The organism is Bradyrhizobium guangdongense, from assembly GCF_004114975.1.
Classification (GTDB): Bacteria; Pseudomonadota; Alphaproteobacteria; order Rhizobiales; family Xanthobacteraceae; genus Bradyrhizobium; species Bradyrhizobium guangdongense.
Map to the genome: position 1 here is coordinate 6884936 of NZ_CP030051.1, position 25126 is coordinate 6910061.

Sequence of the window (25126 nt, forward strand, 5' to 3'; positions counted from 1 at the left end):
CGTGGGCACGGCGCGTTGCGCCTTTGCCCACCCTGGGGCACCGCCGCTTTATCTTGTCGGAACCGGCTTGGCGCCGCGGTAATCGTAGAAGCCGCGCTGGGTCTTGCGGCCGAGCCAGCCCGCCTCGACGTATTTCACCAGCAGCGGGCATGGCCGGTATTTGGAGTCGGCGAGCCCCTCATGCAGGACCTGCATGATCGACAGGCAGGTATCGAGACCAATGAAATCGGCCAGCTCCAGCGGGCCCATCGGATGGTGCGCGCCGAGCTTCATCGCCGCGTCGATCGCCTCGACGTTGCCGACGCCTTCGTACAGCGTGTAGATCGCCTCATTGATCATCGGCAGCAGGATGCGGTTGACGATGAAGGCCGGGAAATCCTCGGAAACCGCGACCTGCTTGCCGAGCTTGGCGACGAATTCCTTGGAAGCCTCGAAGGTGGAATCGTCGGTGGCAATGCCGCGGATCAACTCCACCAGCTCCATCAGCGGCACCGGATTCATGAAGTGAATGCCGATGAAGCGCTCGGGCCGGTCGGTGGCGGCGGCAAGACGGGTGATCGAGATCGAGGACGTGTCGGAGGCGACGATCGCCTCAGGCTTCAGGATCGCGCAAAGGTCGTGGAAGATCTTGCGCTTGACCTCTTCCTTCTCGACCGCCGTCTCGATCACGAGATCGCAATCGGCGAGGTCGTCCAGCTTCTCGGCAAGCTTGATCCGCGCAACCGCCTTCGCCTTGTCGTCCTCGGTAACGGCCTTCTTCGAGACCTGACGCGCCAGATTGCCGTTGATGGTGGCCATGCCGGACTTGAGGCGGTCGGCCGAGATGTCGTTGAGCACCACGTCGAAACCGGCCAAGGCCGCGACATGCGCGATGCCATTTCCCATCTGACCCGCGCCGATTACGCCGATCTTCTTGATTACTGCCGCCATAATGTCATCCACCGGAACGGCGCGCATATCGCGCCCTGCCTGATCCCCTGAGCCGGGAGGACCAATCCAATCAGAAACTCGATTAGATCAGAATCCTGGCTCGAAACCTAGATTGGATCGCCTTCCAGGCGCGCCCCACGCCAAAGAAAACGCCTCAGAAATGAAACACCGGCCGGAGTTTATACCTCCGGCCGGTGTTTTGAACGGCTTTTACTTGCCGAGCTTGGCGAGTTCGGCGGTCAGCTCAGGAACCGCCTGGTAGAGGTCGGCGACCAGGCCGTAATCGGCGACCTGGAAGATCGGCGCGTCCTCGTCCTTGTTGATCGCGACGATCACCTTGGAGTCCTTCATGCCGGCCAGATGCTGGATCGCGCCGGAAATGCCCACCGCGACATAGAGCTCGGGGGCCACCACCTTGCCGGTCTGGCCGACCTGCCAGTCGTTCGGCGCATAGCCGGCGTCGACCGCCGCGCGCGAGGCACCGACGCCGGCGCCGAGCTTGTCGGCGAGCGGCTCGATGTACTTGGCGAAGTTCTCACGGCTCTGCATGGCACGGCCGCCGGAGACGATGATCTTGGCCGAGGTCAGCTCCGGACGGTCGCTCTTGGCGACTTCCTCGCCGACGAAGGTCGACAGGGCCGGGTCGGCGGCCGCCGCAACGGTCTCGACCGGCGCGCTGCCACCCTCGCCGGCAGCGGCGAAGGTCGAGGTGCGGACCGTGATGACCTTCTTGGGGTCCTTCGACTTCACCGTCTGGATGGCATTGCCGGCATAGATCGGACGCTCATAGGTGTCGGGCGCGACCACCTTGATGATCTCCGAGACCTGCATGACGTCGAGCAGGGCGGCGACGCGCGGCATCACGTTCTTGAAGCGCGAGGTCGCGGGCGCGACGATGGCGTCATAGGACGGAGCCAGCGAGACGATCAGCGCGGCCAGCGGCTCGGCGAGATCGTGCGCGTAGGTCTCGCCCTCGGCGAGCAGCACCTTCTTGACGCCAGCGAGCTTGGCAGCGGCATCCGCCGCGGCCTTGGCGTTCTGGCCGGCGACCAGGATTTCGACATCAGCGCCGAGCGCGGCGGCCGCGGTCAGGGCCTTGTTGGTCGCATCCTTGAGCGAGGCGTTGTCGTGTTCGGCAATCAGAAGCGTCGTCATCAGAGCACCCCGGCTTCGTTCTTGAGTTTCGACACCAACTCGGCGACGTCCTTGACCTTGACGCCTGCCTTGCGGCCGGCCGGTTCAGTCGTCTTGAGAACCTCGAGGCGCGCGGTGACATCGACGCCGGTATCGGCGACGGTCTTCTCCGCGATCGGCTTCTTCTTGGCCTTCATGATGTTCGGCAGAGAAGCATAGCGCGGCTCGTTGAGGCGAAGATCGGTGGTGACGATCGCAGGTCCCTTCAGCTTCACGGTCTGCAGGCCGCCGTCGACTTCGCGCGTGACCTTGAAGTCGCTTCCTTCGACCTCGAGCTTCGAGGCGAAGGTCGCTTGCGACCAGCCGAGCAGCGCGGCCAGCATCTGGCCTGTTTGGTTCGAGTCGTCGTCGATCGCCTGCTTGCCGAGGATGATCAGGCCGGGCTGCTCTTCTTCAGCAACCTTCTTCAGGATCTTGGCGACCGCGAGCGGCTCGACGGTGCCCTCGGCCTTCACAAGGATGCCGCGATCGGCGCCCATGGCCAGACCCGTGCGGATCGTCTCCGACGCCTGCGCCGGTCCAATGGAGACCACCACGACTTCGGTCGCCTTGCCGGCTTCCTTCAAGCGCAGCGCTTCCTCGACCGCGATCTCGTCGAACGGATTCATGGACATCTTGACGTTGGCGAGTTCAACGCCCGATCCGTCGCCCTTGACGCGAACCTTGACGTTGTAATCGACCACCCGCTTTACCGGCACTAAGACCTTCATCGATCCTCTTTCACACAATTTGGGAGGGGGGTTATTCAACTGGCGCGGAACCTAAAGGCCTGATCCGGCCCGGTCAACGCGCGAAGGGGTCTATTTTTAGGCCCCAGGAGTGCTGATCTCAATGGGGTCCGCGCCCCCGGGCTCAGCGGTTCTGCCCCGGAACCCAGAGCACGTCGCCGGCGCCGTTATGGTTAGCGGTGCGGCTGGCCACGAACAGGAAGTCCGAGAGGCGATTCATATATTGAATGCCAGCGGCGCCCACGGACTCGCCGGGTTGGGCAGCCAGTTCCACCATCACGCGTTCCGCCCTGCGGCAAATCGTGCGGGCGACATGGAGGTAGGCGGCGGCCGGCGTTCCTCCCGGAAGCACGAAAGAGGTGAGCGGCGCGAGCTTGTCGTTGAGCGCATCGATGTCGTGCTCGAGCCGCTCGACCTGGCTCGCCACCACCCGCAGTCGTTCCGCCTTGCCTTCCCGTTCGGGCACCGCAAGATCGGCGCCGAGATCGAACAAATCGTTCTGGATGCGGCCGAGCATGGCATCGAGATCGGGCGCATCCTTGGTGTGAAGGCGCACCACACCGATCGCGGCGTTGGTCTCGTCGACCGTGCCGTAGGCGGCGATACGCAAATCATATTTCGGACGGCGCTCACCGGTTCCGAGCGCTGTCGTGCCGTCGTCACCGGTTTTGGTATAGATGCGGTTGAGCACGACCATGTTCAGCGCCCCATCGCCCAGACCGCGATCATGGCGATGACGATGGCCACGAACTGAAGCAGCACGCGCCAGCGCATCAGTTTCTGCGAGGTGTTGGGCGAGCCGCCACGCATCATGTTGACGAGGCCGAGCAGCAGCACCACCGCCACGGCGGCCACAGCAATCGGCAGGATGAAAGTACCAAGGAGAGATGCCATTTGGGGGTGATAACACCGTGTGCGGCGGTGCGCCATCTCTCACCACCGTCATTCCTGGGCGATGCGAGGCATCGAGCCCGGAATCCATTCCTCCAATTGCGTCGCGGCCAATGGATTCCGGGCTCGCGCTTGCGCGCGCCCCGGAATGACGGCGAGGCGCTTCGCGATCTGGCTTTTGGGCCGAGAATATCAGAAGCTGGAGGCATGATTTCCGATTTGCGCGCATGCCTCATCCTGTTCGCCTCGCCCCGCTTGCGGGGAGAGGCCGGCGCGCGGCACGCGCGGCGGGTGAGGGGGACTCTCCCCGCAAGCGGGGCGAGGCGAAGGCAGGCCGCAAGCGGAGCAAGAGCAACATTGCTCTGGGGCACGCCGTGAAAGCCATCCGCACCATCTACTGCGTCGTGGAGGACGCCTTCTACACATTCCTCGCCGACGACGGCTGGGCGATCGCGAGCCACATCGCGCTGTCGACGCTGATGGCGCTCTTCCCGTTCCTGATCGTGCTGACGTCGCTGGCCGGCTTCTTCGGCTCCAAGGAGCTCGCCGACCAGGCCGCCAGCCTGATGCTTCAGGTCTGGCCCAAGCAGGTCGCCGATTCGATTTCGGGCGAAGTCCACGACGTGCTGACCACCACCCGCTCCGGCGTGCTGACCGTCGGCGCAGTGCTATCGGTCTATTTTGCCTCGAACGGCGTCGAGGCACTCAGGGTCGCGCTCAACCGCGCCTATGCGGTGGTGGAGATGCGGCGCTGGTATTGGCTGCGGCTGGAGTCGATCGGCTACACGCTGGTCGCCGCCTTCACGGCGCTCGCCATGGCGTTCCTGATCGTGCTCGGCCCGCTCATCATCGAGGCGGCGCGGCGACACATTCCGCTGTTCGTCGAATCCAACGAGAGCATCTTGACCTGGTTGCGCTACGGCATCACCATCGGCGCGCTGGTGGTGGCGCTGTTCATCCTGCATGCCTGGTTGCCGGCGGGGCGCCGCAGCTTCCTCCAGATCCTGCCCGGCATCGTCTTCACCATGGTGGCATCGCTGATCTCAGGCGTCGTGTTCGGCCAGTATCTGGCGCGCTTCGCCAACAATTACGTCACGATGTATGCGGGGCTTGCCTCGGTGATCATCGCGCTGGTGTTCCTGTATTTCATCGCCGCGATCTTCGTTTACGGCGGCGAGCTCAACGCTGCGATCATCAAGTCACGGCTTCCTCACGGCGTGTCGCTTCAAGCAGCGCAGTCGCTAAAGCCCGCGGAGACACAGGCTTGAGCAGGAAGGCGTCGGCGCCGGCCTCGCGCGAGGCCGCCTCGTCCTCGCCGCGGCCGGACACGCCGATGATCGGGATCTGAGCCAGCGGCATCTGCATCTTGCGGATCCGCCGGATAGCCTCGACGCCGTCGATCCCCGGCAACACCATGTCCATCAGCACCGCGTCGAAGCCGCCTTGCGTAAGCCGGCCGACCACATCCTCGCCGCGCCCGATGAACTCGGCATGATGTCCGAGCTCGGTCAAGATCGTGTTGAGCACGACACGGCCGAACGGATTGTCCTCGACGCTGAGCACGCGTAGCGACACCAGCGCGTCGGCCTCGTCTCCATCGGGCTTTCGCGGCTTCGCCGGCCCTGCCGCGTCGAGCGTGACCGTCAGCGTGAAAGTGGCGCCGCCCCCACGGCGCGGCGCGACCGTGATATCGCCGCCCATCGCGCGGGCCAGCTGCTTCACCGAGGACAAACCGAGCCCTGCGCCGCCGAAGCGCGAAGCGATGGTGACATTGGCCTGCGTGAACGGACGAAACAGCCGCTTGATCTCGGCCATGGTCAGGCCGATGCCGCTGTCGGAGATCGAGAAGGCGACACCGACCCGGCGTTTATCCCTGGCCTTGGCAGTGCTGCCTGCCCTGCCCTTGGAACTCCAGGGCACCGCCGAGATCGCCACGCCGCCCTGCTCGGTGAATTTGACTGCATTGTCGATCAGGTTCTCGAGCGCAGCGCGGAGGCGGACGGGATCACCGACCACGAGGCCCGGAAGCTTGTCGGAGATCTCGACTTCAGCCTGGAGACCTTTGGCGGCGGCGCGCCCAGCCAGCGAATCGCCGGTGCTGCGGGCGAGCGCCCGCAGGTCGAACAGATCCTGACGCAGTATCCCGCCGGCCTTGGCCGCCCTGTTTCCGGTCTTGGCAGCATCGACGAACAGCGTGGCGAGGTTGGCCAGATGCTCGGCACCGGCCTTGATCGTGTCGGCCCAGCGCCGTTCCCGCTCCCCCAGATCTGAAGTCGACAGCAGGTCGCTGATCGCCAGAATGCCGGTCAGGGGTGTACGGACCTCGTGGGCAAAGGCCGCCAGCGCGGCCTGGACCACGTCGGGTGCAACCGCCTTGGTGCTGCGCTTGCGCACCTTGCCGGCTGGCCGAGCCCCCTTTCCAGGGGCCCGCCTCGACGTCCGCATGGTGCGTGCTGGGCGCGTTTTCGCCGCCATAAATTCCCTTCGAAGTACCCGCTTCGAACCCCGGACTATTGGCTGAGCATGGCACGGGGGAACCCCTGGAGTCACGGCGGCGTTTGGCTAACCCCCAGAGAAACTTGACCTAATCCCACCAACTGGCAGATGCCGGCCGGCGTCACCCCGGCTGCGCGCAGTTCGCGCAGACCGGTCGCCTGATCCGATTTCGACAGCTTCCGCCCCTCGCCATCGCGAATCAGGCGGTGATGGCGGTAGGCAGGCTCAGGCAGCCCAAGCAGGGCCTGGAGCAGGCGGTGCACCGAGGTGGCGTGAAACAGGTCCTGGCCGCGCACGATCTCGCTCACGCCCTGAAGCGCATCATCGAGCACCACGGATAGATGGTAGCTGGTCGGCGTCTCCTTGCGGGCAAGAATGACGTCGCCCCACACCTCGGGGCGCGCGGCGACCCTACCGCGCTCGCCATCCGGGTCCTCGCCCAACTCGTTCCAAGTCAGGCCGGCGACGCGCCCGCAGGCCGCTGCCATGTCGAGACGCAATGCGTAAGGCGCGCCTGAAGCGATCATTCGGCGGCGCTCGTCCGTGGAGAGCGACCGGGCATTGCCCGGATAGAGTGGAGCGCCATCGGGATCGCGCGGCCACGGGCCATCCGCCTCACGCGCCGAGACAAGCCTTGCGATCTCGGCGCGGCTTTCGAAGGCGGGATAGACGAGCCCGAGCGCGGAGAGTTTTTCCAGCGCGGCGCGATAATCGGCCAGATGCTCCGACTGTCGCCGCACCGGCACATTCCAGGTGATTCCCAGCCAGGCGAGGTCCTCGTAGATGGCTGTCTCATATTCCGGCCGGCAGCGTGTTGCATCGATATCTTCGATCCGCAGCAACAGCCGTCCGCCGGTCTCGCGCGCGCGGCCGAAGTTCAGTAGCGCCGAATAAGCGTGGCCGAGATGCAGGTAACCGTTGGGGCTGGGGGCAAATCGGAAAACGGGTGGTACCATCAAGTGAATCTCGTCATGGCCGGGCCTGAGCGCGCAGCCGTCATTCCGGGGCGGTCGACAGGACGAACGTGGAGCGCGATTGCGCTCCTGAGAATCTCGAGATTCCGGGTTCGATGCTCCGGCGTCGCGCTGTGCGCGATCCAGTCGCATCGCCCCGGAAAGACGGAGTAAGATATTCGAGGCCGGGTCAAGCCGGTCAAGCCCGGCCATGACGTCGGAGAGAGCTGACCGAATTGCAATGACCATCCACCTCCAGACCCAGTCTGACCTCGAAGAAGCGATCCACACACTGGTCAGGCGCGATCCGCGCCTCAAGCCCGTGCTGGAGATCGCGGGCATGCCGGCGTTGCGGCGGCGTGAGCCGGGCTTTGCCGGGCTTGCCCATATCGTCTGCGGGCAGCAGCTTTCGACCGCAAGCGCGGCCGCGATCTGGGGGCGGCTGTCGGCCGCGTTCGATCCGTTCGACCATGAGGCGGTGCGACGCGCCCGCACCGACCGTTTGGGGCGGCTCGGCCTCTCCGCGGCCAAGATCAAGACGCTGAAACATCTCGCGCGCGAGATCATCGCCGAGCGGCTGAATCTCGAGGTGCTCGCCGAAGAAGACGCCGACGCTGCACATCACACGCTGATCTCACTGCCGGGCATCGGACCTTGGACGGCCGACGTCTATCTCTTGTTTTGCCTCGGCCACGGCGATGCCTGGCCGGCCGGCGATCTCGCGGTGCAGGAGGGCATCAAGATCGGATTCGATCTGAAGACGCGGCCGACGGAAAAGCAGATGGCGCCGCTCGCCGAACCCTGGCGCCCCCTGCGCGGCGCCGCGGCGCATCTATGGTGGAGCTACTACCGCGCGGTCAAAAAGCGCGAGGGCGTGCTGTCGACATGACCAGAGCCTATTCCGCCTGAGCAGGGCGACATGCAGGCGCGCACCGGCAAAGCGCTGTTGACGTGGACTGATCCGGTATAGCCTCGACTTCAGGGAAACGCCGCGAAGACGGCCACGAGGTCGCGCATGCTGGACAAGACCGAGGATATTTCCGCCGTCGCGCAAGCCTGGCTCGATGAGCTCGAGCGCACGCTGGGCAAGCCGGATGGTGGGGCGCTGGACCGACTCTTCCTTGCAGAGAGCTTTTGGCGCGACGCTCTCGCGCTGAGCTGGAACCTGCAAACGCTTGCCGGCCGCGAGACGATTGCACGGGCGCTGGCCACGCTCGCGCCCATGGCTGTGCCGGCGAGGTTGAGGATCTCGGCGAACCGCGCCGCACCGCGTTGGGTGCGCCGCGCCGGCACGAACACGATCGAGGCGATCTTCAGTTTCGAGACCGCTATTGGCCGCGGCAGCGGCATCGTGCGTCTCGCGCCCGATGCCGCCGATGGCAACCACCTGAAGGCATGGACGCTGCTCACAGCGCTCGAGGAGCTCAAGGAGTTCGAAGAACAGCTCGGCACATTTCGGCCGCGGGGACAGGCCTATTCGCGCGACTTTCGCGGGCCGAACTGGCACGATCTGCGCGAGGCCTCGCGCAACTATGCCGATCGCGATCCGGTCGTGCTTGTGGTCGGCGGCGGCCAGGCCGGACTTGCAATCGCAGCGCGGCTGAAGCAGCTGCAGGTCGATACCCTGATCATCGATCGATGGCCGCGGATCGGCGACGTCTGGCGCAAGCGCTATCACGCGCTCACCCTGCACAACCAGGTGCAGGTCAATCACATGCCCTACATGCCGTTCCCGCCGAGCTGGCCGACCTACATCCCAAAGGACAAGCTCGCCAACTGGTTCGAAGCTTACGTCGATGCGATGGAGCTGAATTTCTGGACCGGCACCGAGTTCGAAGGCGGCACCTATGACGAGGCCAAGGGCCACTGGACGGTGACGCTGCGCCGCGCCGACGGCAGCAAGCGCACCATGCATCCGCGCCATGTGGTGATGGCGACCGGCGTCAGCGGCATCGCGAACATCCCCGACATTCCGACCCTGGATCGCTTCAAGGGTATACTCGTGCACTCGAGCCGCTACGAGGATGGCGAGAACTGGACCGGCAAGCGCGCCGTCGTCATCGGCACCGGCAACAGTGGTCACGATATCGCGCAGGATCTCTATTCCAGCGGCGCCGAGGTAATCCTGGTGCAACGCTCGCCGACACTCGTCACCAATATCGAGCCGTCGGCGCAGCTGGCTTATGCGACATACAACGAGGGGACGCTGGAGGATAACGATCTGATCGCAGCCTCGATGCCGACGCCGCTCGCCAGGAAGACGCATGTGATGCTGACCGAGCAGTCGAAGGAACTCGACAAGGAACTGCTCGATGGCCTCCGCCGCGTCGGCTTCAGACTCGACTTCGGCGAGGCCGGCACCGGCTGGCAGTTCAAATACCTCACCCGCGGCGGTGGTTACTATTTCAACGTCGGCTGCTCCAACCTGATCGTCGAGGGTGCGATCAAGCTGAAGCAGTTCGGGGACATCGAGAGCTTCACGGCCGATGGCCTGCAGATGAAGGATGGTAGCGCCATTCCGGCTGATCTCATCGTGCTCGCCACCGGCTACAAGACGCAGGAATATCTGGTGCGAAAGCTGTTCGGCGATGCCGTCGCCGACCGTGTCGGCCCGATCTGGGGCTTTGGCGACGGTTTTGAGCTGCGCAACATGTACGCGCGCACGGAGCAGCCCGGCCTGTGGTTCATCGCCGGCAGCCTTGCCCAATGCCGCATCAACTCGAAATTCCTCGCGCTGCAGATCAAGGCGATCGAGGAAGGGATCCTGCCACGTGAGGCGCACACCGCTTGAGCCCGCCCTCATTGGTGCGCGCGATGCGGTGCTTGCAGAAGCTGGAGCGAGTTCGGGAATAAAGTACCGGCGGCCGCCCCCGTGGTTCCGATGTGGCCAGCGTCCGTCCTGACATCACGTGGTTTTTAAGCGCTTTGCCACCCCGCCGCCGCATTGCTTGCGCCTGAATAAGTCGCTCAACGGGCTTCACAATCCCGTCACGCTGCATGTAGTATGTCAGTACATGCTGCTTCGCAGCGTATATTGGAGGCCGGGAGCGTTACTTGAACGCACATGTCTCGCAAGGCAGTTGGCCGGTGTTGGTGCTGAATGCGGACTTCCGGCCGCTGAGTTACTACCCACTGTCTCTGTGGTCGTGGCAGGACGCGATCAAGGCGGTGTTCCTCGACCGCGTCAATATCGTAGCCCATTACGATCAGGCGGTTCACAGTCCCACGCTGCAAATGCAGCTGCCGAGCGTGGTCTCGCTCAAATCCTTCGTCAAGCCGACCACCCATCCCGCCTTCACCCGGTTCAACGTCTTCCTGCGCGATCGTTTCGCCTGCCAATATTGCGGCTCGCCCGAAGACCTCACTTTCGATCACATCATCCCGCGCAGCAAAGGCGGCCAGACCACCTGGGAGAATGTGGTCGCGGCGTGCTCGCCCTGTAACCTGCGCAAGGGCAATCTCACGCCCGCACAGGCCAAGATGTTTCCGCGCCAGAACGCATTCGCGCCGACCGTGCACCAGCTCCACCGCAACGGCCGCCTGTTTCCGCCGAACTATCTGCACGACAGCTGGCTGGACTATCTCTACTGGGATACGGAGCTGGATCCATAGCCGGGCAAGGACGGGTGGCGGCGCTGCCGAATCCTTAGCGTTTCGTTACCGGACCTTAAGATTCAATCCGCAATCTCACCGGCGGATCGGCGCCATGCCGTCCCCGAGAGATTAGCAAACCGATGCTCACCGCTACATTGGAGCAGATCCAGGCCTCGCCGCGGAGACGGGCGATCTATGTCTGCGCCATCCTTGCGCTGCTGCTGGCCATCCTCGCTTTCAAGACGTTGCGCTTCTTCGAAGGCGGCCTCTGGTACGGCGGCCAGACCGCGGACTTCGGCGCCTTCCACATTGTCGCGCAGCGGATCTGGCTCGGCGATCTCGATCTGGCCTATCAGTTCGCCTCGTTCACGAAGATGCAGATGGCGGCCGCAGGCGGCACCACCGGTGTCATGCCCTGGACCTACCCGCCGCAATTCGACCTCCTCGTTGCACCCCTCGCATTCCTGCCGGGCTGGGCCGCCTATTTTCTCTTCACGACGATCACATTGGCTGCCTATCTGATGACGCTGCGCGTCGTCGCGGGACGCAATTTCGCCCTCGTGCTCGTCGTCTTTTTTCCGGCCATCGCAATCACGATCGGTATCGGCCAGAACGGGCTTTTGACCGGCGCGCTGATCGGGCTGGTCTGCATCAACGCGGAGCGACGGCCGGTGCTGTCAGGCCTCGCGCTCGGCCTCATGGTCATCAAGCCTCACCTCGCCATTGCAGCCGGCATCTACATGCTGCTGACGCGCCGCTGGCCGGCGGTGCTGACCGCCGCAATCGTCGTGATCGCAAGTTCGCTCGCCTGCACCCTCGCCTTCGGTCCGCAGATCTGGCTCGCCTGGCTCGGCAGCATCCACGAAGCCGCCAGCTATCTCGAGGAAGGCCGTTATCAGCTGTTCCGGATGATCTCGGCTTACGCGGCCTTGTACACGGCCGGCCTGCCGCCTGCCGGCGCGTTCTGGGGACAGGTGGCCACGGCGGTCTTGGCGCTCGTCGCCGTCGCGTTTGCGATCGCGCGCGGACCGTCGACCCGCTTCGCGCTCGGCATTGTCGCGGTCGCGTCCGTGATGATCAGCCCCTACGCCTATGACTATGACCTGCCGATCGTCGGGATCGGGCTTGCGCTGCTCATTCCCGACCTTGCCGGCCTGGCAAGCCCGCGCCAGCGCGGCGCGATCTACGCCCTCCTCCTGCTGGCCAACGCCTACGGGCTGCTGCAGTCGGCGCGACTGTCCGCAGAGAACGTCGCTGCGGGCGGCCTGGAGCGCTCCCTGACGCCGGCCGTCGGAGGATTCGCGCTGATGGCGGTGCTCGCCATGCTGCTATGGGTCCTGCGGCGCGAGGCTAGGCCCGCGGCAGTCCGCCTGCACGGCGAGCCCGCGTAAGCTTCGCGCGCGCATAGGTATCGCGGGGGAACCGGATCGACCGGTGCCCGTTCAGACTCGACGCGACGGCAAACGCCGCAGCGCAACCGAGGGAGGCTCGCGATGGCCACTGCCGAGAAGGACCATGTCTACAAGATACTGGAACTGGTGGGATCGTCGGAAAGCTCGATCGAGGACGCCATCAAGAACGCGATCAGCCGTGCCTCCAAGACCGTCCGCGAGATGAAATGGTTCGAGGTGGTGCAGACGCGCGGCCACATCGAGAACGGCGCCGTGCGTCACTACCAGGTGACGCTGCGCGTCGGCTTCACACTGGAAGGGTGAACGAATTTGACGTCAGGCGAGATCGACGCCGCGGCGCTCCGGGATCAGCACGAGCAGCGATACGATGTCGATCAGGTAGAGCAACGCAAGCCCCGCGATCGCGGTCGGAAAGCCGTAGGCTGCGCTGACGATGCCGACCACCAGCGGGCCGAAGCCTGCAACCGCCCGTCCGATGTTGAAGAACACGTTCTGAGCGGTTGCGCGCGCCGCGGTCGGATAAAGCTCGCTCATCAGCGCGCCGTAGCCGCCGAGCATGCCGTTGACGAAGAAGCCCATTACGGCCCCGCCGACCAGCAGCGCACCAGCCGTCGTCAGCTGCGAGTAGACCACCACCATGACGGCCGCGCCGAGCATATAGGTCAGGAACGCCGCACGGCGGCCGAAGCGATCGGCCGCATGGCCGAACAGGAAAATGCCGAGCGCCATGCCGGCAATCGTGACTGCGGTCCAGACCGCCGATTGCGTCAGGCCATAACCGAACCGCGTCGAGAGATAATTCGGCAGCCAGATCATGATGCCGTAATAGCCGAAGTTCTGCACCGAGCAGAGGATGATCATCCCCATGCCGATCCTGGTCGTCTCGGCGTCGGCCACGAGCGCGCGAAGCGACGAGCCGCTATCTGCCGCCTTCGCCTTGTGCGCGATGAAGACGTCAGGCTCGTGCAGCTTGCGCCGGATCACGTAGGCGATCACCGCCGGAAACACGCCGAGCGCAAACATCCCGCGCCAGCCGATGATCGGCAACAGGACGGGCGTCACCAGCGCCGCCGTGAGCACGCCGAACTGCCAGCCAAGCCCGACATAGGAAGTCGCCCGCGCGCGCTTGGCAGCAGGCCACGCTTCGGCCACCAGCGCCATGCCGATGCCGAATTCGCCGCCAAGACCGATACCGGCGATGGCCCGGTAGGTCAGCAGGTCCCAATAGCCTTGCGCCAATGCGCATAGGCCGGTGAAGACCGCGAACAGCACGATGCTCCAGGTCAGAACCCGGACGCGGCCAAGCCGGTCCGACAGCATGCCGAAGATAAAGCCGCCGACCACCGCGCCGACCAGCGTCCCCGTCACCAGCGAGGCCGCCTGCGGCTGCGTGAGATGAAGATCTTTCGAAATCGCGGTCAGCATGAAGCCGAGGATGAGAAGATCGAACCCATCCATGGCGTAGCCGAGCGCCGACCCCCACAGCGCCCGCCGCGCCGCCGCGTCGCGATCCGTCGCGGCCATATCAATCGCGCCGAGAGTTGCATCCTGTGCCTGGCTCATACCTTTCCCCTTTGCGTCAGCTCAGGCCAGATGGCACGCCACGAAATGTCCGCCCGCGCCTTCCTTCAGCTCCGGTGCGGCCTCGGCGCAGCGCGGCTGGGCGATCGGGCAGCGGGTGTGGAAATGGCAGCCCGACGGCGGCTTCATCGGGCTCGGCACGTCGCCCTTGAGGCGGATGCGATTGCGCTTGAGCTTGGGATCGGGCACCGGCACCGCAGAGAGCAGCGCCTTCGTGTAGGGATGCTGCGGATTGCGATAGAGATCGCTCGCCTTCGCAAGCTCGACGATGCGGCCGAGATACATCACCGCGACCCGGTCGGAGATGTGTTCGACCACCGAGAGGTCGTGCGCCACGAACAGATAGGTGAGATTCATCTCGGCCTGGAGATCTTCCAGGAGATTGATGACCTGCGCCTGGATCGAGACATCGAGAGCGGACACCGGCTCGTCGCAGACGATCAGCTTGGGCTCGACCGCGAGCGCCCGCGCGATCACGATGCGCTGGCGCTGACCGCCGGAGAATTCGTGCGGATAGCGCCGCATATGCTCGGCCTTCAGGCCGACCTTGACCAGCAATCCTGCGGCGCGCTCCTCACGCTCCTTGGCACTGGAGGCGAGATTGTGGATGGTGAAGGCCTCGCCGAGGATCGAGCCGACCGTCATGCGCGGATTGAGCGATGCGAACGGATCCTGGAACACGAGCTGCATGTTCCGCCGCATCGCGCGCAGATCGTTGCCGCCGAGCTGACGCACGTCCTGGCCGTCGAACACGACTTCGCCGTCGGTCGGCTCGATCAGGCGCAGCACGCAGCGCCCCGTGGTCGACTTGCCGCAACCGGATTCGCCGACGAGGCCAAGCGTTTCGCCACGGTTGACCGAGAACGAGACCCCGTCGACCGCATAGACGCTGCCGACCTGGCGCGACAGCAGGCCGCCGAGCACGGGGAAATATTTCTTCAGACCGCTGACGCGGAGCAAGGGCTCGCTCATGTCGCGCCTCCCACTTGCGCATCGCCGAGATGACAAGCCATGCGATGGCCGGGAGCGATCTCGCGCAGCCGCGGCTCCTTCTCGATGCAGACGTTCATGGCGAACTTGCAGCGCGGCGCGAAGCGGCAGCCGACCGGCGGATTGATCAGGATCGGCACCGAGCCGCCGATCGCCTCGAGCCGCGTCTTGTGCTCGCTGTCGAGATCGATGCGCGGGATCGAGCGGATCAGGCCCTGCGTATAGGGATGGCGCGGATCGGCGAACAGAGCGTCGACGCCGGCCTCCTCCACCACCTTGCCTGCATACATCACGACGACGCGCTGCGCGGTCTCGGCGACGACGCCCATGGCATGGGTGATCAGCATCACCGCCATGCCGAAGCGCTCCTTCATGTCCTGGAGCAGGTCGAGGATCTGCGCCTGGATGGTGACGTCGAGCGCGGTGGTCGGCTCGTCGGCGATGACGAGCTTGGGCCTGCAGGCGAGCGCCATCGCGATCATCACGCGCTGGCGCATGCCGCCGGAGAACTGGTGCGGATAATGGTGCACGCGGCCTTCGGCGTTCGGGATCTGCACCAGCTTCAGCATCTCGATGGTCCGATCGAGCGCCTGCTTCCTGGTCACGGCCTCGTGCCGGCGCAGGCTCTCGGCGATCTGCTCGCCGATGGTGAGCACCGGGTTCAGCGAGGTCATCGGCTCCTGGAAGATGAAGCCGATCTCCTTGGCCCTGATCTCGTCGAGCTGGTTGCTCGTCAGCGGCACCAGATCGCGACCCTCGAAGATGATCTCGCCGGCCGCGATGCGGCCCGGCGGCATTGCGATCAGCTTCAGGATCGACATCGCGGTGACGGTCTTGCCGCAGCCGGATTCGCCGACGACGCAAAGCGTCTCGCCCTTGTTGATGGTGATGTCGACGCCGTCGACGGCCTGCAGGATGCCGTCATCGGTGGAGAAGTGGGTCTTCAGTCCCTTGATCTCGAGCAGCGGCGCCATCAGATCACCCGTCGCGCATCGAGCGCGTCACGCAGACCGTCGCCGATGAAGTTGATGGCAACCACCGCGATGAAGATCGCGCCGCCCGGGAACAGCGCCCAATGCGGGCCGATATCGAGAAAATCCTTGGCATCGAACAGCAGCCGCCCCCAGGTCGGGGTATCAGGCGGAAAGCCGAGACCGAGGAAGGACAGCGTCGATTCCGCGATGATCGCGGCGGCAACGTCGATGGTGCCGGCGATGATCACCGGACCGAGCGCATTGGGCAGGATGTGCCTCACCACCTGTCGCACCGGGCTCGCACCGAGGGCACGCGCGGCCTCTACGAACTCCTTCTCGCGGATCGACAGGAACTGGGCGCGGACGAGACGCGCCACCGGCATCCAGCGCAGGCCGCCGATCACGAGCACGATCAGGATGAAGATGCCGCCCTCTGGCCCGAACACTTGCTTCAGCCCGTCGCGGAAGAGATAGATCAGCAGCAGCAGCAGCGGCAGTTGCGGCAAGGACAGGAAGAGGTCGGTCAGCCACATCAATCCGTGCCCCAGCGCGCCGCGCGACATGCCGGCCAGCGCGCCGATCAGCGTGCCGATGAACACCGACACCAGCATTGCAGCCAATCCGACTGCGAGCGAGATGCGCCCGCCATAGATCATGCGCGCCAGGATATCCTGGCCGAGATCGTCGGTGCCGAAGGGGTGGGCGAGCGAGGGCCCCTGCAAGCCCGCTACGATGTCGATGTCGTTGATCTTGACGCGCCAGATGAAGGGACCGACCACCACCGCCAGAATCAGAATGAGCAGCAGGAAGGCGCTGATGACGGCGAGGCGGTGGCGGCTGTAGCGCCGCCACGACTCGCGCCAGGGCGAGTAGACGCCCCGCTCAGCGGAGGGAGATGCGAGGGTCAAGCCAGCCATAAAGGACGTCCGCGATGAGATTGAACAGCACGACGAGGCACGCGAAAACGAAGGTGACGGCCATCACGACCGGCGTGTCGTTGGAAAGGATTGAGGAGATAAGGAGCGAGCCGATGCCGGGAATACGGAATATCTGCTCGGTGACGATGGCGCCGCCGAACACCGCCGGCATCTGCAACGCGATCAGAGTGACGACGGGGATCATGGCGTTGCGCATCACATGTTTGACGATGACCTTGGTCTGGCCGAGGCCCTTGGCGCGCGCCGTGGTAACGTAGTCGAGGCGGATGACGTCGAGCATCGCCGAGCGCACAAAGCGCGTCATCGAGGCCGCCTGAAACAGGCCGAGCACCGCCACCGGCATGATCGCCTGTCGGATCATCTCGAGCACCCAGTGGATGCCGGTCGCCTTGATGTCGGTAGAATAGACGAAAGGCAGCCAGTCCAGCGTGACCGAGAAGATCAAGATGAACAGGATGCCGGTGAAGAAGGTCGGCAGCGAGAAGCCGACGAAGGCGAGCGTGTTCGCGATCTGATCGAACAGCGAATAGGGCTTCGTCGCCGCATAGACGCCGACGGGAATCGCGATCAGCAGCGCCAGGATCTGCGCCGAGCCGATCACATAGAGCGTGGCCGGCAGGCGCTGCAGGATGAGCGTGTCGACATTCATCCGGCTGACGAAGGAAAAGCCCCAGTCGCCGTGCAGCATGGCGTTGAGCCAGTGCAGGTAGCGGAGATAGATCGGATCATCGAGGCCGAACTTCGCCCGAAGCGCGGCTTGCACTTCGGGCGGCACGTTCGGGTTGGTCGCGAGGTCGCTGAAGGGGTCGCCTGGCGCAAGCGCCAGGACGACGAACAGGACAAGCGAAATCGCCAGCAGGCTCGGAACGGCAATCAGAAGGCGGCGCAGGACATACTGGCTCATCGCGGAGGATCCGGGCCTACGATCAAGCCTCCCGGTACCAGTCCTGGATGTTGTCGGTCCTGTTGGCCCAGCCCGAGACCACCGGCTTCAGCGAGGTGGAGCAGGCATCCACGGTCAGGCGGTGCATCACTGGAATGAACACGGTATCCTGCCACAACAGGTCATTGCACTTGATGTAGAGGGCCGCGCGCTTGACCAGGTCGGTCTCGGTCTCGGCCGCAGCAATCGCGTCGTCGTACTCCTTGTTGACATAACGCGGGAAATTCGGGCCCTGCCACTTGTTCTCCTTGGTGGCGACATTGGCGGAGACATAGCGCCTCATATGCAGGGCCGGATCCGGTTGGGTCATCGGAATCTGGAATTCCTCGATGTCGGAATAGAACTTCGAGTAGGTGTCGGGGTTGGCGACGTCGGACGAGAAGAACACCGAGGCGACGACGGATTTGAGTTCGACGTCGATCCCGGCTTTCTGACAGGCCTGCTTGACGATGGCCTGGGTCTTCTGCCGAGGACCGTTGGTCGAGGTCTGGTAGAGCAGCTTCAGCTTCTTTCCGTCCTTCTCGCGGATGCCGTCCGCACCGACTTTCCAGCCGGCCTCATCGAGCATCTTCGACGCCTTCTCGACGCTGAATTCCCAAGAGGTGTTCTTGGAGACGAACTTCTCGGGACCGTTGAGATAGTTCGCCGTGGTGCGTCCGGCGCGACCGTAAATCGCCTTCTTGACCGAGTCGCGGTCGACGAGGAGTGCCAGTGCCTTGCGTACCTTCGGATCCGACAGGATCGGGTGCTTGGTCTTCATCGACGATCGCTCTCCGTCGACTTCCGTGTTGGGGTCGGTGAAGTTGATCGCGATGAACTCGATGTCGCCACCGGTGGCATAAACCGTCTTGCCTTTGCCGCCCTTCTCCAAGCGCAGCAGCACCTCGTCCTCGACCTGCATGTTCCAGGCGAAATCGAATTCTCCGGTCTGGATCACGGCGCGTGCCGCGGAGACGGCATCGCCGCCGCCCTTCATGTCGATCGTGTCGAAATACGGCCTATTGGGCATGTGATAGTCGGGATTGAGTTTGCCGCGGACCAGATCGCCCGGCTTGAACTCGACGAATGTGTAAGGGCCGGTACCGACAGGGGCCAGGTTGGTCGGCGCCTCGCGGGATTTCGATCCCTTGTACTCCGCAAACAGATGTTTGGGGATGACGCAGCCGTATGCGCCGACGAAGGCATTGGCCCAGAACGGCGTTGGATTCTTGAACAGGATACGGATGGTCAGGTCATCCACCTTTTCGACCGTCAGGTCGGCATAGGTGCTGATGGAGACGGCGGCTGTAGCGGGATCGCTGGCGTATTGCCAGGTGAACACGAGATCGTCGGCCGTCAGCGGTTTGCCGTCATGCCATTTGACGCCCGGCTTGATCTTCCAGGTCACCGACTTGCCATCCGCTGCGAGACCGCCATTCGCGGTCGACGGAATTTCGGCGGCGAGAATCGGATTGAGATTGCCGTCGACGTCCCAGCTCGCGAGCGGCTCATAGAACAGACGCGAACCGTCCTGGTCCTTGGTGCCGGTGGCGAAATGCGGATTGAGCAAGGTCGGCCCCTGCCACCACAGCAGCTTGAGCGGACCGCCACCCCCACGCTTGGTCGGCGGATAGGGGGCGGGGCTCTGGGCCATGGCGACGCCGCCGATCGAGAGGAGCTGGTTGGCGAGCGGCGCGGTGAGGCCGACCGCGGCCATGCGCGTGATGAAGGCGCGGCGATCCATCCGCCCGTCCTTCACGTCACCGATCATCGAACGCAGTTCTTTGTCCAGCATGGTTGTCCCCCGTCTGGTTCCCGTATGGATGCGGGCGGCCGCGGGACGGCCGCCGGGTTTTGACTGGCCGTAGATGGCACACTGAATAGGCCGCACGTCAACTGCGACCGTGTGTATGCAAACGGTCTTCTGGCTTTCTGTTGAGCAAAACTTCGTTTCGCAGCCCAACAGTTCGGCATTCCGGCGGCAAAATCCGCCGGAAAGCAAGTTGCACTGCGGAAAATTTGTTCTTCAGATCAGACGAAGTATCGAGATGGAATTCTACGCTACGGACATATTGAGCGGCGGCGCGACGTGGTCCGGCAGCGGGCAGACATAAGGCGTCTTGGCGGTCCGCTTCGTCAGATCGGCCTTCGCAGCCTTGATCAGCTCCGGTTCAGTCAGCGCCTTGATGCCGAGGCCGGCCATGGCCTTGGCTGCCTGCACCATTGCCTTGTGGGCATGCGGGCTCTTGCCCTGTGCCACCACCTGCCAGGTGTGGAAAGGCGTGCCGATTGCAACCGTTGGTGCGTGAACCTGCACGGTCGGCACCACCCAGCTCACATCGCCGACGTCGGTCGAGCCGACCAGCGGGTTGCGCTTGGCGTCGAGCGGCACCAGGAAGTCGGCCAGCGGCCGATCGGTCGGCTCCATGCCGATCGCGTAATAGACCGACGCGATGTCCTTGTCGGTCAGCGTCCCGCGGATCTGGCTGGCAAAGCCCTTGTCGGTGTCGTCGAAATGCGGCGGTCCGAGCTCTTCCATGACCCGATGAAGCGCCTGCTCAAGCGGCGTGTTGGGCAGGATGTTGGAGACGGCGGAGATGATCTTCATCTCGACCTTGGTCTCGGTCATCAAAGCCGCGCCTTCCGCGATCTTGCTGACGCGCCCGACCAGCTCGTTCATGCCGGGAAGGTCGCGCGCGCGAATGGAATAGCGCACGCGCGCATGGGCCTGCACCACGTTGGGCGCGATGCCGCCGGTATCGAGCAGCGCGTAATGCACGCGCGCATCGCTCGGCATGTGCTCGCGCATGTAGTTCACACCGACATTCATCAGCTCGACCGCGTCGAGCGCGGAGCGGCCGAGGTGGGGCGAGGCCGCCGCATGCGAGGTGCGGCCGGTGAAGATGAAGTCGGCGCGGGTATTGGCGAGCGACGGCGTCACCGCGACTTCCCAGAAGCTGTGCGGATGCCAGGTGATCGCAATATCAGCGTCCTCGAACGCGCCCGAGCGCACCATGAAGGCCTTTGCGGCGCCGCCCTCTTCCGCCGGACAGCCGTAATAGCGCACGCGACCGGGCACCTTGTGTTCGGCGAGCCAATCCTTGACCGCGGTCGCCGCGAGCAGTGCCGCCGAGCCGAGCAGATTGTGGCCGCAACCATGGCCGTGGCCACCGGTCTCGATCGGGCGGTGCTCGGCAATTCCAGCCTCCTGGCTGAGGCCCGGCAGCGCGTCATACTCGCCCATGAAAGCGATGACCGGACCGCCCTCGCCCCATTCGCCCATCACAGCCGTCGGAATGCCCGCGACCTTCTCGGTGATGCGGAAACCCTGGTGGCGCAATTCAGCGAGATGCTCGGCGGCGGAGCGCGCCTCGGTGTAGCAGACTTCGGGCATGCCCCAGACCCTGTCACTGAGGTCGATGAAACGCCCCTTGATCGTGTCGATGCCACGCCAGATGTCGCTGCGATTGTCCATTGCTTCGGTCCGTGATCCCTTGGTCAAACGAAGCGGCAATGGTTAGCAGCTCGGGGCCGCCGCGGCCAGCGTAAGGCAGGAGATCAGCCATGCAATCGCCATCGGCGGGACACGATGCAGCCGCTATCTACTCGGCCGCCTCCAGGCCGCGATGGATCGGCTGATCGGCCGCGATCACCGCACCGTCGGCCCGCCGCAAAATCGTGAGCTTGCGGTCATGATAGGCCTCGAGCTCGGGGCGATGCCCGACGCTGATGATCGTTGCCTGCGGCAGCTCACGCGCGATCACCGCCATCAGTTCGGCCTGTCCCTGGACATGCAGCGCCGACGTTGCCTCGTCCAGCGCGATGACGTCGGGGCGATGCAGCAACAGCCGCGCAATCGACAGCCGCTGCTTCTCACCTTCCGACAAGGTGCGATCCCAGGCCGCAACATGATCGAGCCGGCCAGCGAACTGCCCGAGGCCGGCCAGGACAAGCACCCGGGACACCTCCTCGTCCGCAATCTCGGTGGAAGGCCGTGGATACGTGATGGCATCGCGCAACGTACCGAACGGAATGTAAGGACGCTGCGGCACGACCTGCACGCGCTGCCCCGAGGCCCGCGTAATGCTGCCCCCGCCCCAGGGCCAGCAGCCCGCAATTGCGCGGACCAGCGAACTCTTGCCGCAGCCGGACTCTCCCGCGATCAGCACGTGCTCGCCGGCCCTGACGCTCACATTTGCGCCGCGCACGATCGGCGTGCCGTTCTCGAGCGCCACGACGACATCCCTGAGGTGCAGCGCCGTCTGCCCGTCCTCGCGGTGCGCGATGCATGCGGCACGCCCGGATTCCGCCGCTTCGAGCTCGTCGATCGCAAGCATCAAGGCGCCGACGCGCCGCGCAGATGCCGTCCAGTCGGCAAGCCTGGTGTAGTTCTCCATGAACCAGCTCAGCGCATGCTGGACGATGGTGAAGGCCGAGGCCACCTGCATGATGGCACCAAGCGACATGCTGCCGTCGAAATAGCGCGGCAGGCACAACAGGATCGGAACGACGCCGCAAAGCTGCGCGCTGCCTTGCTGCACGATCACGGCGCGCATGTGCTGGCCCATGAGATCGCGCCAGCGCGCGACCACCGTTCCGAACCCACGATCGAGCCGCTCGGCTTCGGCGTCGGCGCCGCCGAGCAGAGCGATGCTCTCCGCATTCTCGCGCACACGGGTCAGGGCGTAGCGGTATTCGGCCTCCGCCTGGTTCTTCTGCTCGGTCAGCGGAATGAAGCGGAACGCCACCCCCAGCATCGAACCGTTGACGATCAGGGCGTAAAGCACGGCCGCGACCACCAGGAAGCCGGGAATGTCGAGCACATGGCCGCCGACCTCGAGCCTGAGCGCGCCGCCGACATTCCAGAGCACGACGATGAAAGTCGCCGCCGACAGCAGCGCGGTGACAAGCCCGGACACGAAATCCACCGGCATTTCGGTGGCGATGCGCAGGTCATCGTTGATGCGATGCTCGGGGTTCTTGTGGTCTCCCCCGATGAGTTCGAGCTTGTAGAAGCGGCTGTGCGCGAGCCAGCGGCCGAGGAGATGCGCGTTCAGCCATGCGCGCCAGGTGCGCTGCATGGTCATGCGCGCCCACATCGCGAACACGCACAGCGCTAAATAGAGGCCGACCAGCAGGGGAAACAACACCGCCTGATGCAGTGCGGTGGCGGCATCCTTGGCGCCGAGTGCGTCGTAGAAATGGCGATTCCAGAGGTTGAGACCGTAGGTGATGCCGAGGCTCGCAAGCACCACTGCAACCATGCTGATGGTGACCAGCCAAGCAAGGCCAGAGCCTTTGCCGCGCCAATATCCTCCGGCGCTTCGACAAAACCGCCACAGCCGCGACGGTGCCTCCGTCACGGGGAGCGCGCCCAGCACCACACGGAGCCTGACCATGGATCCCCCTTGCCTGGATTGGACCGCAAGCTCTAGGGAACGCAGGCTATGCCGGTAAGTTCCTGAAGGAAAGAGGAAGCTTCGCTCGCTTATCCCGCCGCGGGAATGGCCGAGGGATCGATATCGTTGTCGATCAGCCCGCGGTGCTGGCGGCGGACCAGGGAGGCGTAGTAACCGTTCTGCCGCATCAAGTCGCCATGACGACCGGATTCGACGATGCGGCCCTCCTTCAGCACGATGATGCGGTCGGCATTGACCACCGTCGAGAGCCGATGCGCGATCACGAAAGTGGTGCGTGCAGCGACCAACTGCTCGATTGCGGTCTGAACCGCTTCCTCCGATTCCGCATCGAGTGCCGAGGTCGCTTCATCCAGCACCAGGATCGGCGGATTCTTCAGAAGCGCCCGCGCAATGGTGATGCGCTGGCGTTCGCCGACGGACAGCAGGCCGCCGCGTTCGCCGACGCGCGTCTCGTAACCATCCGGCAGGCGCATGATGAAGTCGTGCGCATGCGCAGCCCTCGCCGCGGACTCGATCTCGGCGTCGGTTGCGTCCGGCCGGCCGTAGGCGATGTTGGCTTTGATGCTGTCGTTGAACAGCAACGGATCCTGGAGCACGACCCCGATGTGCCGGCGCAGCGAGCTCTGCTTGATTCCGCGCAGATCGAGACCGTCGATGGTGATGCGGCCTTCCAGCGGATCATAGAAGCGCATCAACAGCGCCATCAGCGTCGTCTTGCCGGAGCCGCTCGGCCCGACGATGGCAACCGTCTCGCCGGGCGCGGCGCGTAGCGTCAGGCCATCCAGCAGCGGACGCTGCGGCTGCTCGTAGCGGAAATGCACGTTCTCGAAGCTGACCTCGCCCTTGACGTCGGGCAGATCGATCGCGCCGGCGGAATCGCCGAGATGTTCCTGGACGTTGAGGATGCCGAAGATCTCGTCGAGCGAGACGGAGGCCTTGCGCAAGCTGGAATACACCCCGCTCAGCCCCTGCACCGGACCGAACAGGCCGCCGATATAGCCGAGGAAGGCAACCACGGTGCCGACCGTGATTTCTCCCTGCACGACGAAATAAGCCCCGAGCGCCAGCCCGCCGAGCCGCGCCAGCGCAACCGCGAGATTGCTGGCCGAGGCATAGCCGGCGTCGACCGCGACGCCTTTGATCACCACCTGGTTGGCGGCGGCGACGTCGCCGAGAAAGCGCGACTTCTCCACGTCCTCCATGGCGAAGCTGCGCACGATGACGATTCCGGACAACACCTCGTTGAAGCGTGAATAGATCCTGGCCCAGCGGTCGAGCAGCGTGCGCTCGCGGTGCATCTGCTCGGGTCCGGCAAAGGCCGCGATGGCGGCGGGCAGCGGGGCGAAGGCGAGAACAAGCAGAGCGAGCCGCCATTCCAGCCGCAACATGATCGCGATCGCGAGCACGAGGAAGATCAGCGAAGGCAGGATGCTGAACAGGATCAGCGCGACGGCCGAGGTGAAGCCCTGAATGCTGCGGTCCAGCCGCGTCATGATCGCGCCAATGCCCTCGCTGCGCTGGATCCGCAGCGGCATGCGGTGCAGCTTGCCGATGGTTGCCTCCAGCAGCGCATATTGCAGCCCGATCCGGGTCCGCCATGTCAGCCAATTGGCAAAGCCGTCCATTGCTTCCCGGCAAACGGCGAAGGCGAGCAGCAGCAACATGCCGGTCAGGATCGCGCCGGCTTGCTGCAGATCGGTGAGCTGATCGAACACCCATTTGAGCACAAGCGGCTCGAAGGCATTGATGGCGGCAACCGCGAGCACCAGCAGCATGATCACGGTGACTGCATGCCGCTGCGGCAATGCAAATCGCACGGCAGCATGCAGGCGCCGGAGCTGACCGAGCGTGCCCGGCGCATTCAGCTTCGGATCGGACCTGGTCATGCTCGTGAACGGCATGCATCGCACGTATGATTATTTTCCAGGCAAGGAAAGACGGAACTTGCAGCTATCAACGACCGGCCGGCACTCTCGTCGCGACTGGCTTGGAGAGGCAGCCGACATCCCGGCAATGCGAGCCGACTTCAGCTACATTGGTTCCTGAACGGACTGCGGAGGCGCGTGAATAGCTGCGATCAAGTCTTTCAAGATCGGCCCGTGG

The 25126-nt window shown here is 64.5% G+C and carries 22 protein-coding genes; 6 read left to right on the forward strand and 16 right to left on the reverse strand.

All coding sequences use genetic code 11. The annotated features are described in order from the left end of the window. Positions 1 to 48: 48 nt before the first annotated feature. The 5 genes from X265_RS32975 to X265_RS32995 all read right to left on the reverse strand — a co-directional run bounded on the left by X265_RS32975 (position 49) and on the right by X265_RS32995 (position 3746). Entirely contained in the window at positions 49 to 930 is an 882-nt protein-coding gene (locus X265_RS32975; RefSeq protein WP_128968602.1) for a 3-hydroxybutyryl-CoA dehydrogenase, read from the reverse strand. A 210-nt stretch (positions 931 to 1140) separates the two neighbouring features. After that, positions 1141 to 2085: an electron transfer flavoprotein subunit alpha/FixB family protein gene (locus tag X265_RS32980; RefSeq protein ID WP_128968603.1), complete on the reverse strand. Its 945-nt coding sequence runs from the start codon at positions 2083 to 2085 to the stop codon at positions 1141 to 1143. Then, positions 2085 to 2834 carry an electron transfer flavoprotein subunit beta/FixA family protein gene (locus tag X265_RS32985; RefSeq protein WP_128968604.1) on the reverse strand — a complete coding sequence of 250 codons (750 nt, stop codon included), beginning with the start codon at positions 2832 to 2834 and terminating at the stop codon, positions 2085 to 2087. The genes X265_RS32980 and X265_RS32985 overlap by 1 nt, the downstream gene beginning before the upstream one ends. Before the next feature lie 142 nt (positions 2835 to 2976). Then, on the reverse strand, positions 2977 to 3549 hold the full coding sequence (locus tag X265_RS32990) for a cob(I)yrinic acid a,c-diamide adenosyltransferase (protein ID WP_128968605.1): 573 nt from the start codon (positions 3547 to 3549) through the stop codon (positions 2977 to 2979). A 2-nt stretch (positions 3550 to 3551) separates the two neighbouring features. Next, positions 3552 to 3746 carry a twin transmembrane helix small protein gene (locus X265_RS32995; RefSeq protein WP_128968606.1) on the reverse strand — a complete coding sequence of 65 codons (195 nt, stop codon included), beginning with the start codon at positions 3744 to 3746 and terminating at the stop codon, positions 3552 to 3554. Between the two features lie 371 nt (positions 3747 to 4117). Here X265_RS32995 and X265_RS33000 point away from each other — a divergent pair, with 371 nt between their 5' ends. Continuing rightward, complete coding sequence (locus tag X265_RS33000; protein ID WP_128968607.1) at positions 4118 to 5011, forward strand: YihY/virulence factor BrkB family protein; 894 nt, start codon at positions 4118 to 4120, stop codon at positions 5009 to 5011. Here the strand turns inward: X265_RS33000 and X265_RS33005 are convergent. Together X265_RS33005 and gluQRS are read right to left on the reverse strand one after the other, a co-directional pair. After that, positions 4938 to 6218 carry an ATP-binding protein gene (locus X265_RS33005; protein WP_128968608.1) on the reverse strand — a complete coding sequence of 427 codons (1281 nt, stop codon included), beginning with the start codon at positions 6216 to 6218 and terminating at the stop codon, positions 4938 to 4940. The genes X265_RS33000 and X265_RS33005 overlap by 74 nt on opposite strands. 71 nt (positions 6219 to 6289) lie before the next feature. Next, positions 6290 to 7195 carry a tRNA glutamyl-Q(34) synthetase GluQRS gene (gluQRS, locus tag X265_RS33010; RefSeq protein ID WP_128969500.1) on the reverse strand — a complete coding sequence of 302 codons (906 nt, stop codon included), beginning with the start codon at positions 7193 to 7195 and terminating at the stop codon, positions 6290 to 6292. A 238-nt stretch (positions 7196 to 7433) separates the two neighbouring features. Here gluQRS and X265_RS33015 point away from each other — a divergent pair, with 238 nt between their 5' ends. From X265_RS33015 to X265_RS33035, 5 genes are all read left to right on the forward strand, one after another. Continuing rightward, positions 7434 to 8081, forward strand: coding sequence for a DNA-3-methyladenine glycosylase family protein (locus X265_RS33015; RefSeq protein WP_128968609.1), 648 nt, complete (start codon positions 7434 to 7436; stop codon positions 8079 to 8081). A gap of 126 nt (positions 8082 to 8207) precedes the next feature. Next, entirely contained in the window at positions 8208 to 9983 is a 1776-nt protein-coding gene (locus X265_RS33020) for a flavin-containing monooxygenase (protein WP_128968610.1), read from the forward strand. A 263-nt stretch (positions 9984 to 10246) separates the two neighbouring features. Further along, a complete protein-coding gene (locus X265_RS33025; RefSeq protein ID WP_028134115.1) occupies positions 10247 to 10804 on the forward strand; it encodes an HNH endonuclease in 558 nt (185 codons plus the stop codon). Positions 10805 to 10926: 122 nt separating this feature from the next. After that, a complete protein-coding gene (locus X265_RS33030) occupies positions 10927 to 12177 on the forward strand; it encodes a glycosyltransferase family 87 protein (RefSeq protein WP_128968611.1) in 1251 nt (416 codons plus the stop codon). Positions 12178 to 12279: 102 nt separating this feature from the next. Further along, the gene (locus X265_RS33035) at positions 12280 to 12501 is read left to right on the forward strand and encodes a dodecin (protein ID WP_128968612.1); all 222 of its coding nucleotides are present in this window, start codon (positions 12280 to 12282) and stop codon (positions 12499 to 12501) included. 12 nt (positions 12502 to 12513) lie between these two features. Here X265_RS33035 and X265_RS33040 read toward each other — a convergent pair whose 3' ends face one another. The 9 genes from X265_RS33040 to X265_RS33080 all read right to left on the reverse strand — a co-directional run bounded on the left by X265_RS33040 (position 12514) and on the right by X265_RS33080 (position 24924). Beyond that, on the reverse strand, positions 12514 to 13761 hold the full coding sequence (locus X265_RS33040) for an MFS transporter (RefSeq protein WP_244659463.1): 1248 nt from the start codon (positions 13759 to 13761) through the stop codon (positions 12514 to 12516). Between the two features lie 21 nt (positions 13762 to 13782). After that, a complete protein-coding gene (locus X265_RS33045; protein ID WP_128968613.1) occupies positions 13783 to 14751 on the reverse strand; it encodes an ABC transporter ATP-binding protein in 969 nt (322 codons plus the stop codon). Beyond that, a complete protein-coding gene (locus tag X265_RS33050; protein ID WP_128968614.1) occupies positions 14748 to 15743 on the reverse strand; it encodes an ABC transporter ATP-binding protein in 996 nt (331 codons plus the stop codon). The genes X265_RS33045 and X265_RS33050 overlap by 4 nt, the downstream gene beginning before the upstream one ends. Beyond that, on the reverse strand, positions 15743 to 16660 hold the full coding sequence (locus X265_RS33055; protein WP_128968615.1) for an ABC transporter permease: 918 nt from the start codon (positions 16658 to 16660) through the stop codon (positions 15743 to 15745). The genes X265_RS33050 and X265_RS33055 overlap by 1 nt, the downstream gene beginning before the upstream one ends. Beyond that, on the reverse strand, positions 16626 to 17585 hold the full coding sequence (locus X265_RS33060) for an ABC transporter permease (RefSeq protein WP_128968616.1): 960 nt from the start codon (positions 17583 to 17585) through the stop codon (positions 16626 to 16628). The genes X265_RS33055 and X265_RS33060 overlap by 35 nt, the downstream gene beginning before the upstream one ends. 22 nt (positions 17586 to 17607) lie before the next feature. Next, complete coding sequence (locus tag X265_RS33065; protein ID WP_128968617.1) at positions 17608 to 19398, reverse strand: peptide ABC transporter substrate-binding protein; 1791 nt, start codon at positions 19396 to 19398, stop codon at positions 17608 to 17610. A gap of 261 nt (positions 19399 to 19659) precedes the next feature. Then, complete coding sequence (locus X265_RS33070; RefSeq protein WP_128968618.1) at positions 19660 to 21078, reverse strand: M20 family metallopeptidase; 1419 nt, start codon at positions 21076 to 21078, stop codon at positions 19660 to 19662. A gap of 127 nt (positions 21079 to 21205) precedes the next feature. Then, on the reverse strand, positions 21206 to 23002 hold the full coding sequence (locus X265_RS33075) for an ABC transporter ATP-binding protein/permease (RefSeq protein WP_128968619.1): 1797 nt from the start codon (positions 23000 to 23002) through the stop codon (positions 21206 to 21208). An 89-nt stretch (positions 23003 to 23091) separates the two neighbouring features. After that, positions 23092 to 24924, reverse strand: a complete 1833-nt coding sequence (locus X265_RS33080) for an ABC transporter ATP-binding protein (RefSeq protein ID WP_128968620.1) — start codon at positions 24922 to 24924, stop codon at positions 23092 to 23094. Positions 24925 to 25126: the final 202 nt, after the last annotated feature.

Coding starts and splice junctions, on each gene's coding strand:
- X265_RS33015 (WP_128968609.1), top strand. CDS start 7,434: ATGACCATCCACCTCCAGACCCAGTCTGACCTCGAAGAAGCGATCCAC.
- gluQRS (WP_128969500.1), bottom strand. CDS start 7,195: ATGGTACCACCCGTTTTCCGATTTGCCCCCAGCCCCAACGGTTACCTG.
- X265_RS33005 (WP_128968608.1), bottom strand. CDS start 6,218: ATGGCGGCGAAAACGCGCCCAGCACGCACCATGCGGACGTCGAGGCGG.
- X265_RS32990 (WP_128968605.1), bottom strand. CDS start 3,549: ATGGTCGTGCTCAACCGCATCTATACCAAAACCGGTGACGACGGCACG.
- X265_RS33030 (WP_128968611.1), top strand. CDS start 10,927: ATGCTCACCGCTACATTGGAGCAGATCCAGGCCTCGCCGCGGAGACGG.
- X265_RS33040 (WP_244659463.1), bottom strand. CDS start 13,761: ATGAGCCAGGCACAGGATGCAACTCTCGGCGCGATTGATATGGCCGCG.
- X265_RS33045 (WP_128968613.1), bottom strand. CDS start 14,751: ATGAGCGAGCCCTTGCTCCGCGTCAGCGGTCTGAAGAAATATTTCCCC.
- X265_RS33060 (WP_128968616.1), bottom strand. CDS start 17,585: ATGAGCCAGTATGTCCTGCGCCGCCTTCTGATTGCCGTTCCGAGCCTG.
- X265_RS33020 (WP_128968610.1), top strand. CDS start 8,208: ATGCTGGACAAGACCGAGGATATTTCCGCCGTCGCGCAAGCCTGGCTC.
- X265_RS32980 (WP_128968603.1), bottom strand. CDS start 2,085: ATGACGACGCTTCTGATTGCCGAACACGACAACGCCTCGCTCAAGGAT.
- X265_RS33070 (WP_128968618.1), bottom strand. CDS start 21,078: ATGGACAATCGCAGCGACATCTGGCGTGGCATCGACACGATCAAGGGG.
- X265_RS33065 (WP_128968617.1), bottom strand. CDS start 19,398: ATGCTGGACAAAGAACTGCGTTCGATGATCGGTGACGTGAAGGACGGG.
- X265_RS33035 (WP_128968612.1), top strand. CDS start 12,280: ATGGCCACTGCCGAGAAGGACCATGTCTACAAGATACTGGAACTGGTG.
- X265_RS32985 (WP_128968604.1), bottom strand. CDS start 2,834: ATGAAGGTCTTAGTGCCGGTAAAGCGGGTGGTCGATTACAACGTCAAG.
- X265_RS33075 (WP_128968619.1), bottom strand. CDS start 23,002: ATGGTCAGGCTCCGTGTGGTGCTGGGCGCGCTCCCCGTGACGGAGGCA.
- X265_RS33055 (WP_128968615.1), bottom strand. CDS start 16,660: ATGGCTGGCTTGACCCTCGCATCTCCCTCCGCTGAGCGGGGCGTCTAC.
- X265_RS32975 (WP_128968602.1), bottom strand. CDS start 930: ATGGCGGCAGTAATCAAGAAGATCGGCGTAATCGGCGCGGGTCAGATG.
- X265_RS32995 (WP_128968606.1), bottom strand. CDS start 3,746: ATGGCATCTCTCCTTGGTACTTTCATCCTGCCGATTGCTGTGGCCGCC.
- X265_RS33080 (WP_128968620.1), bottom strand. CDS start 24,924: ATGCCGTTCACGAGCATGACCAGGTCCGATCCGAAGCTGAATGCGCCG.
- X265_RS33050 (WP_128968614.1), bottom strand. CDS start 15,743: ATGGCGCCGCTGCTCGAGATCAAGGGACTGAAGACCCACTTCTCCACC.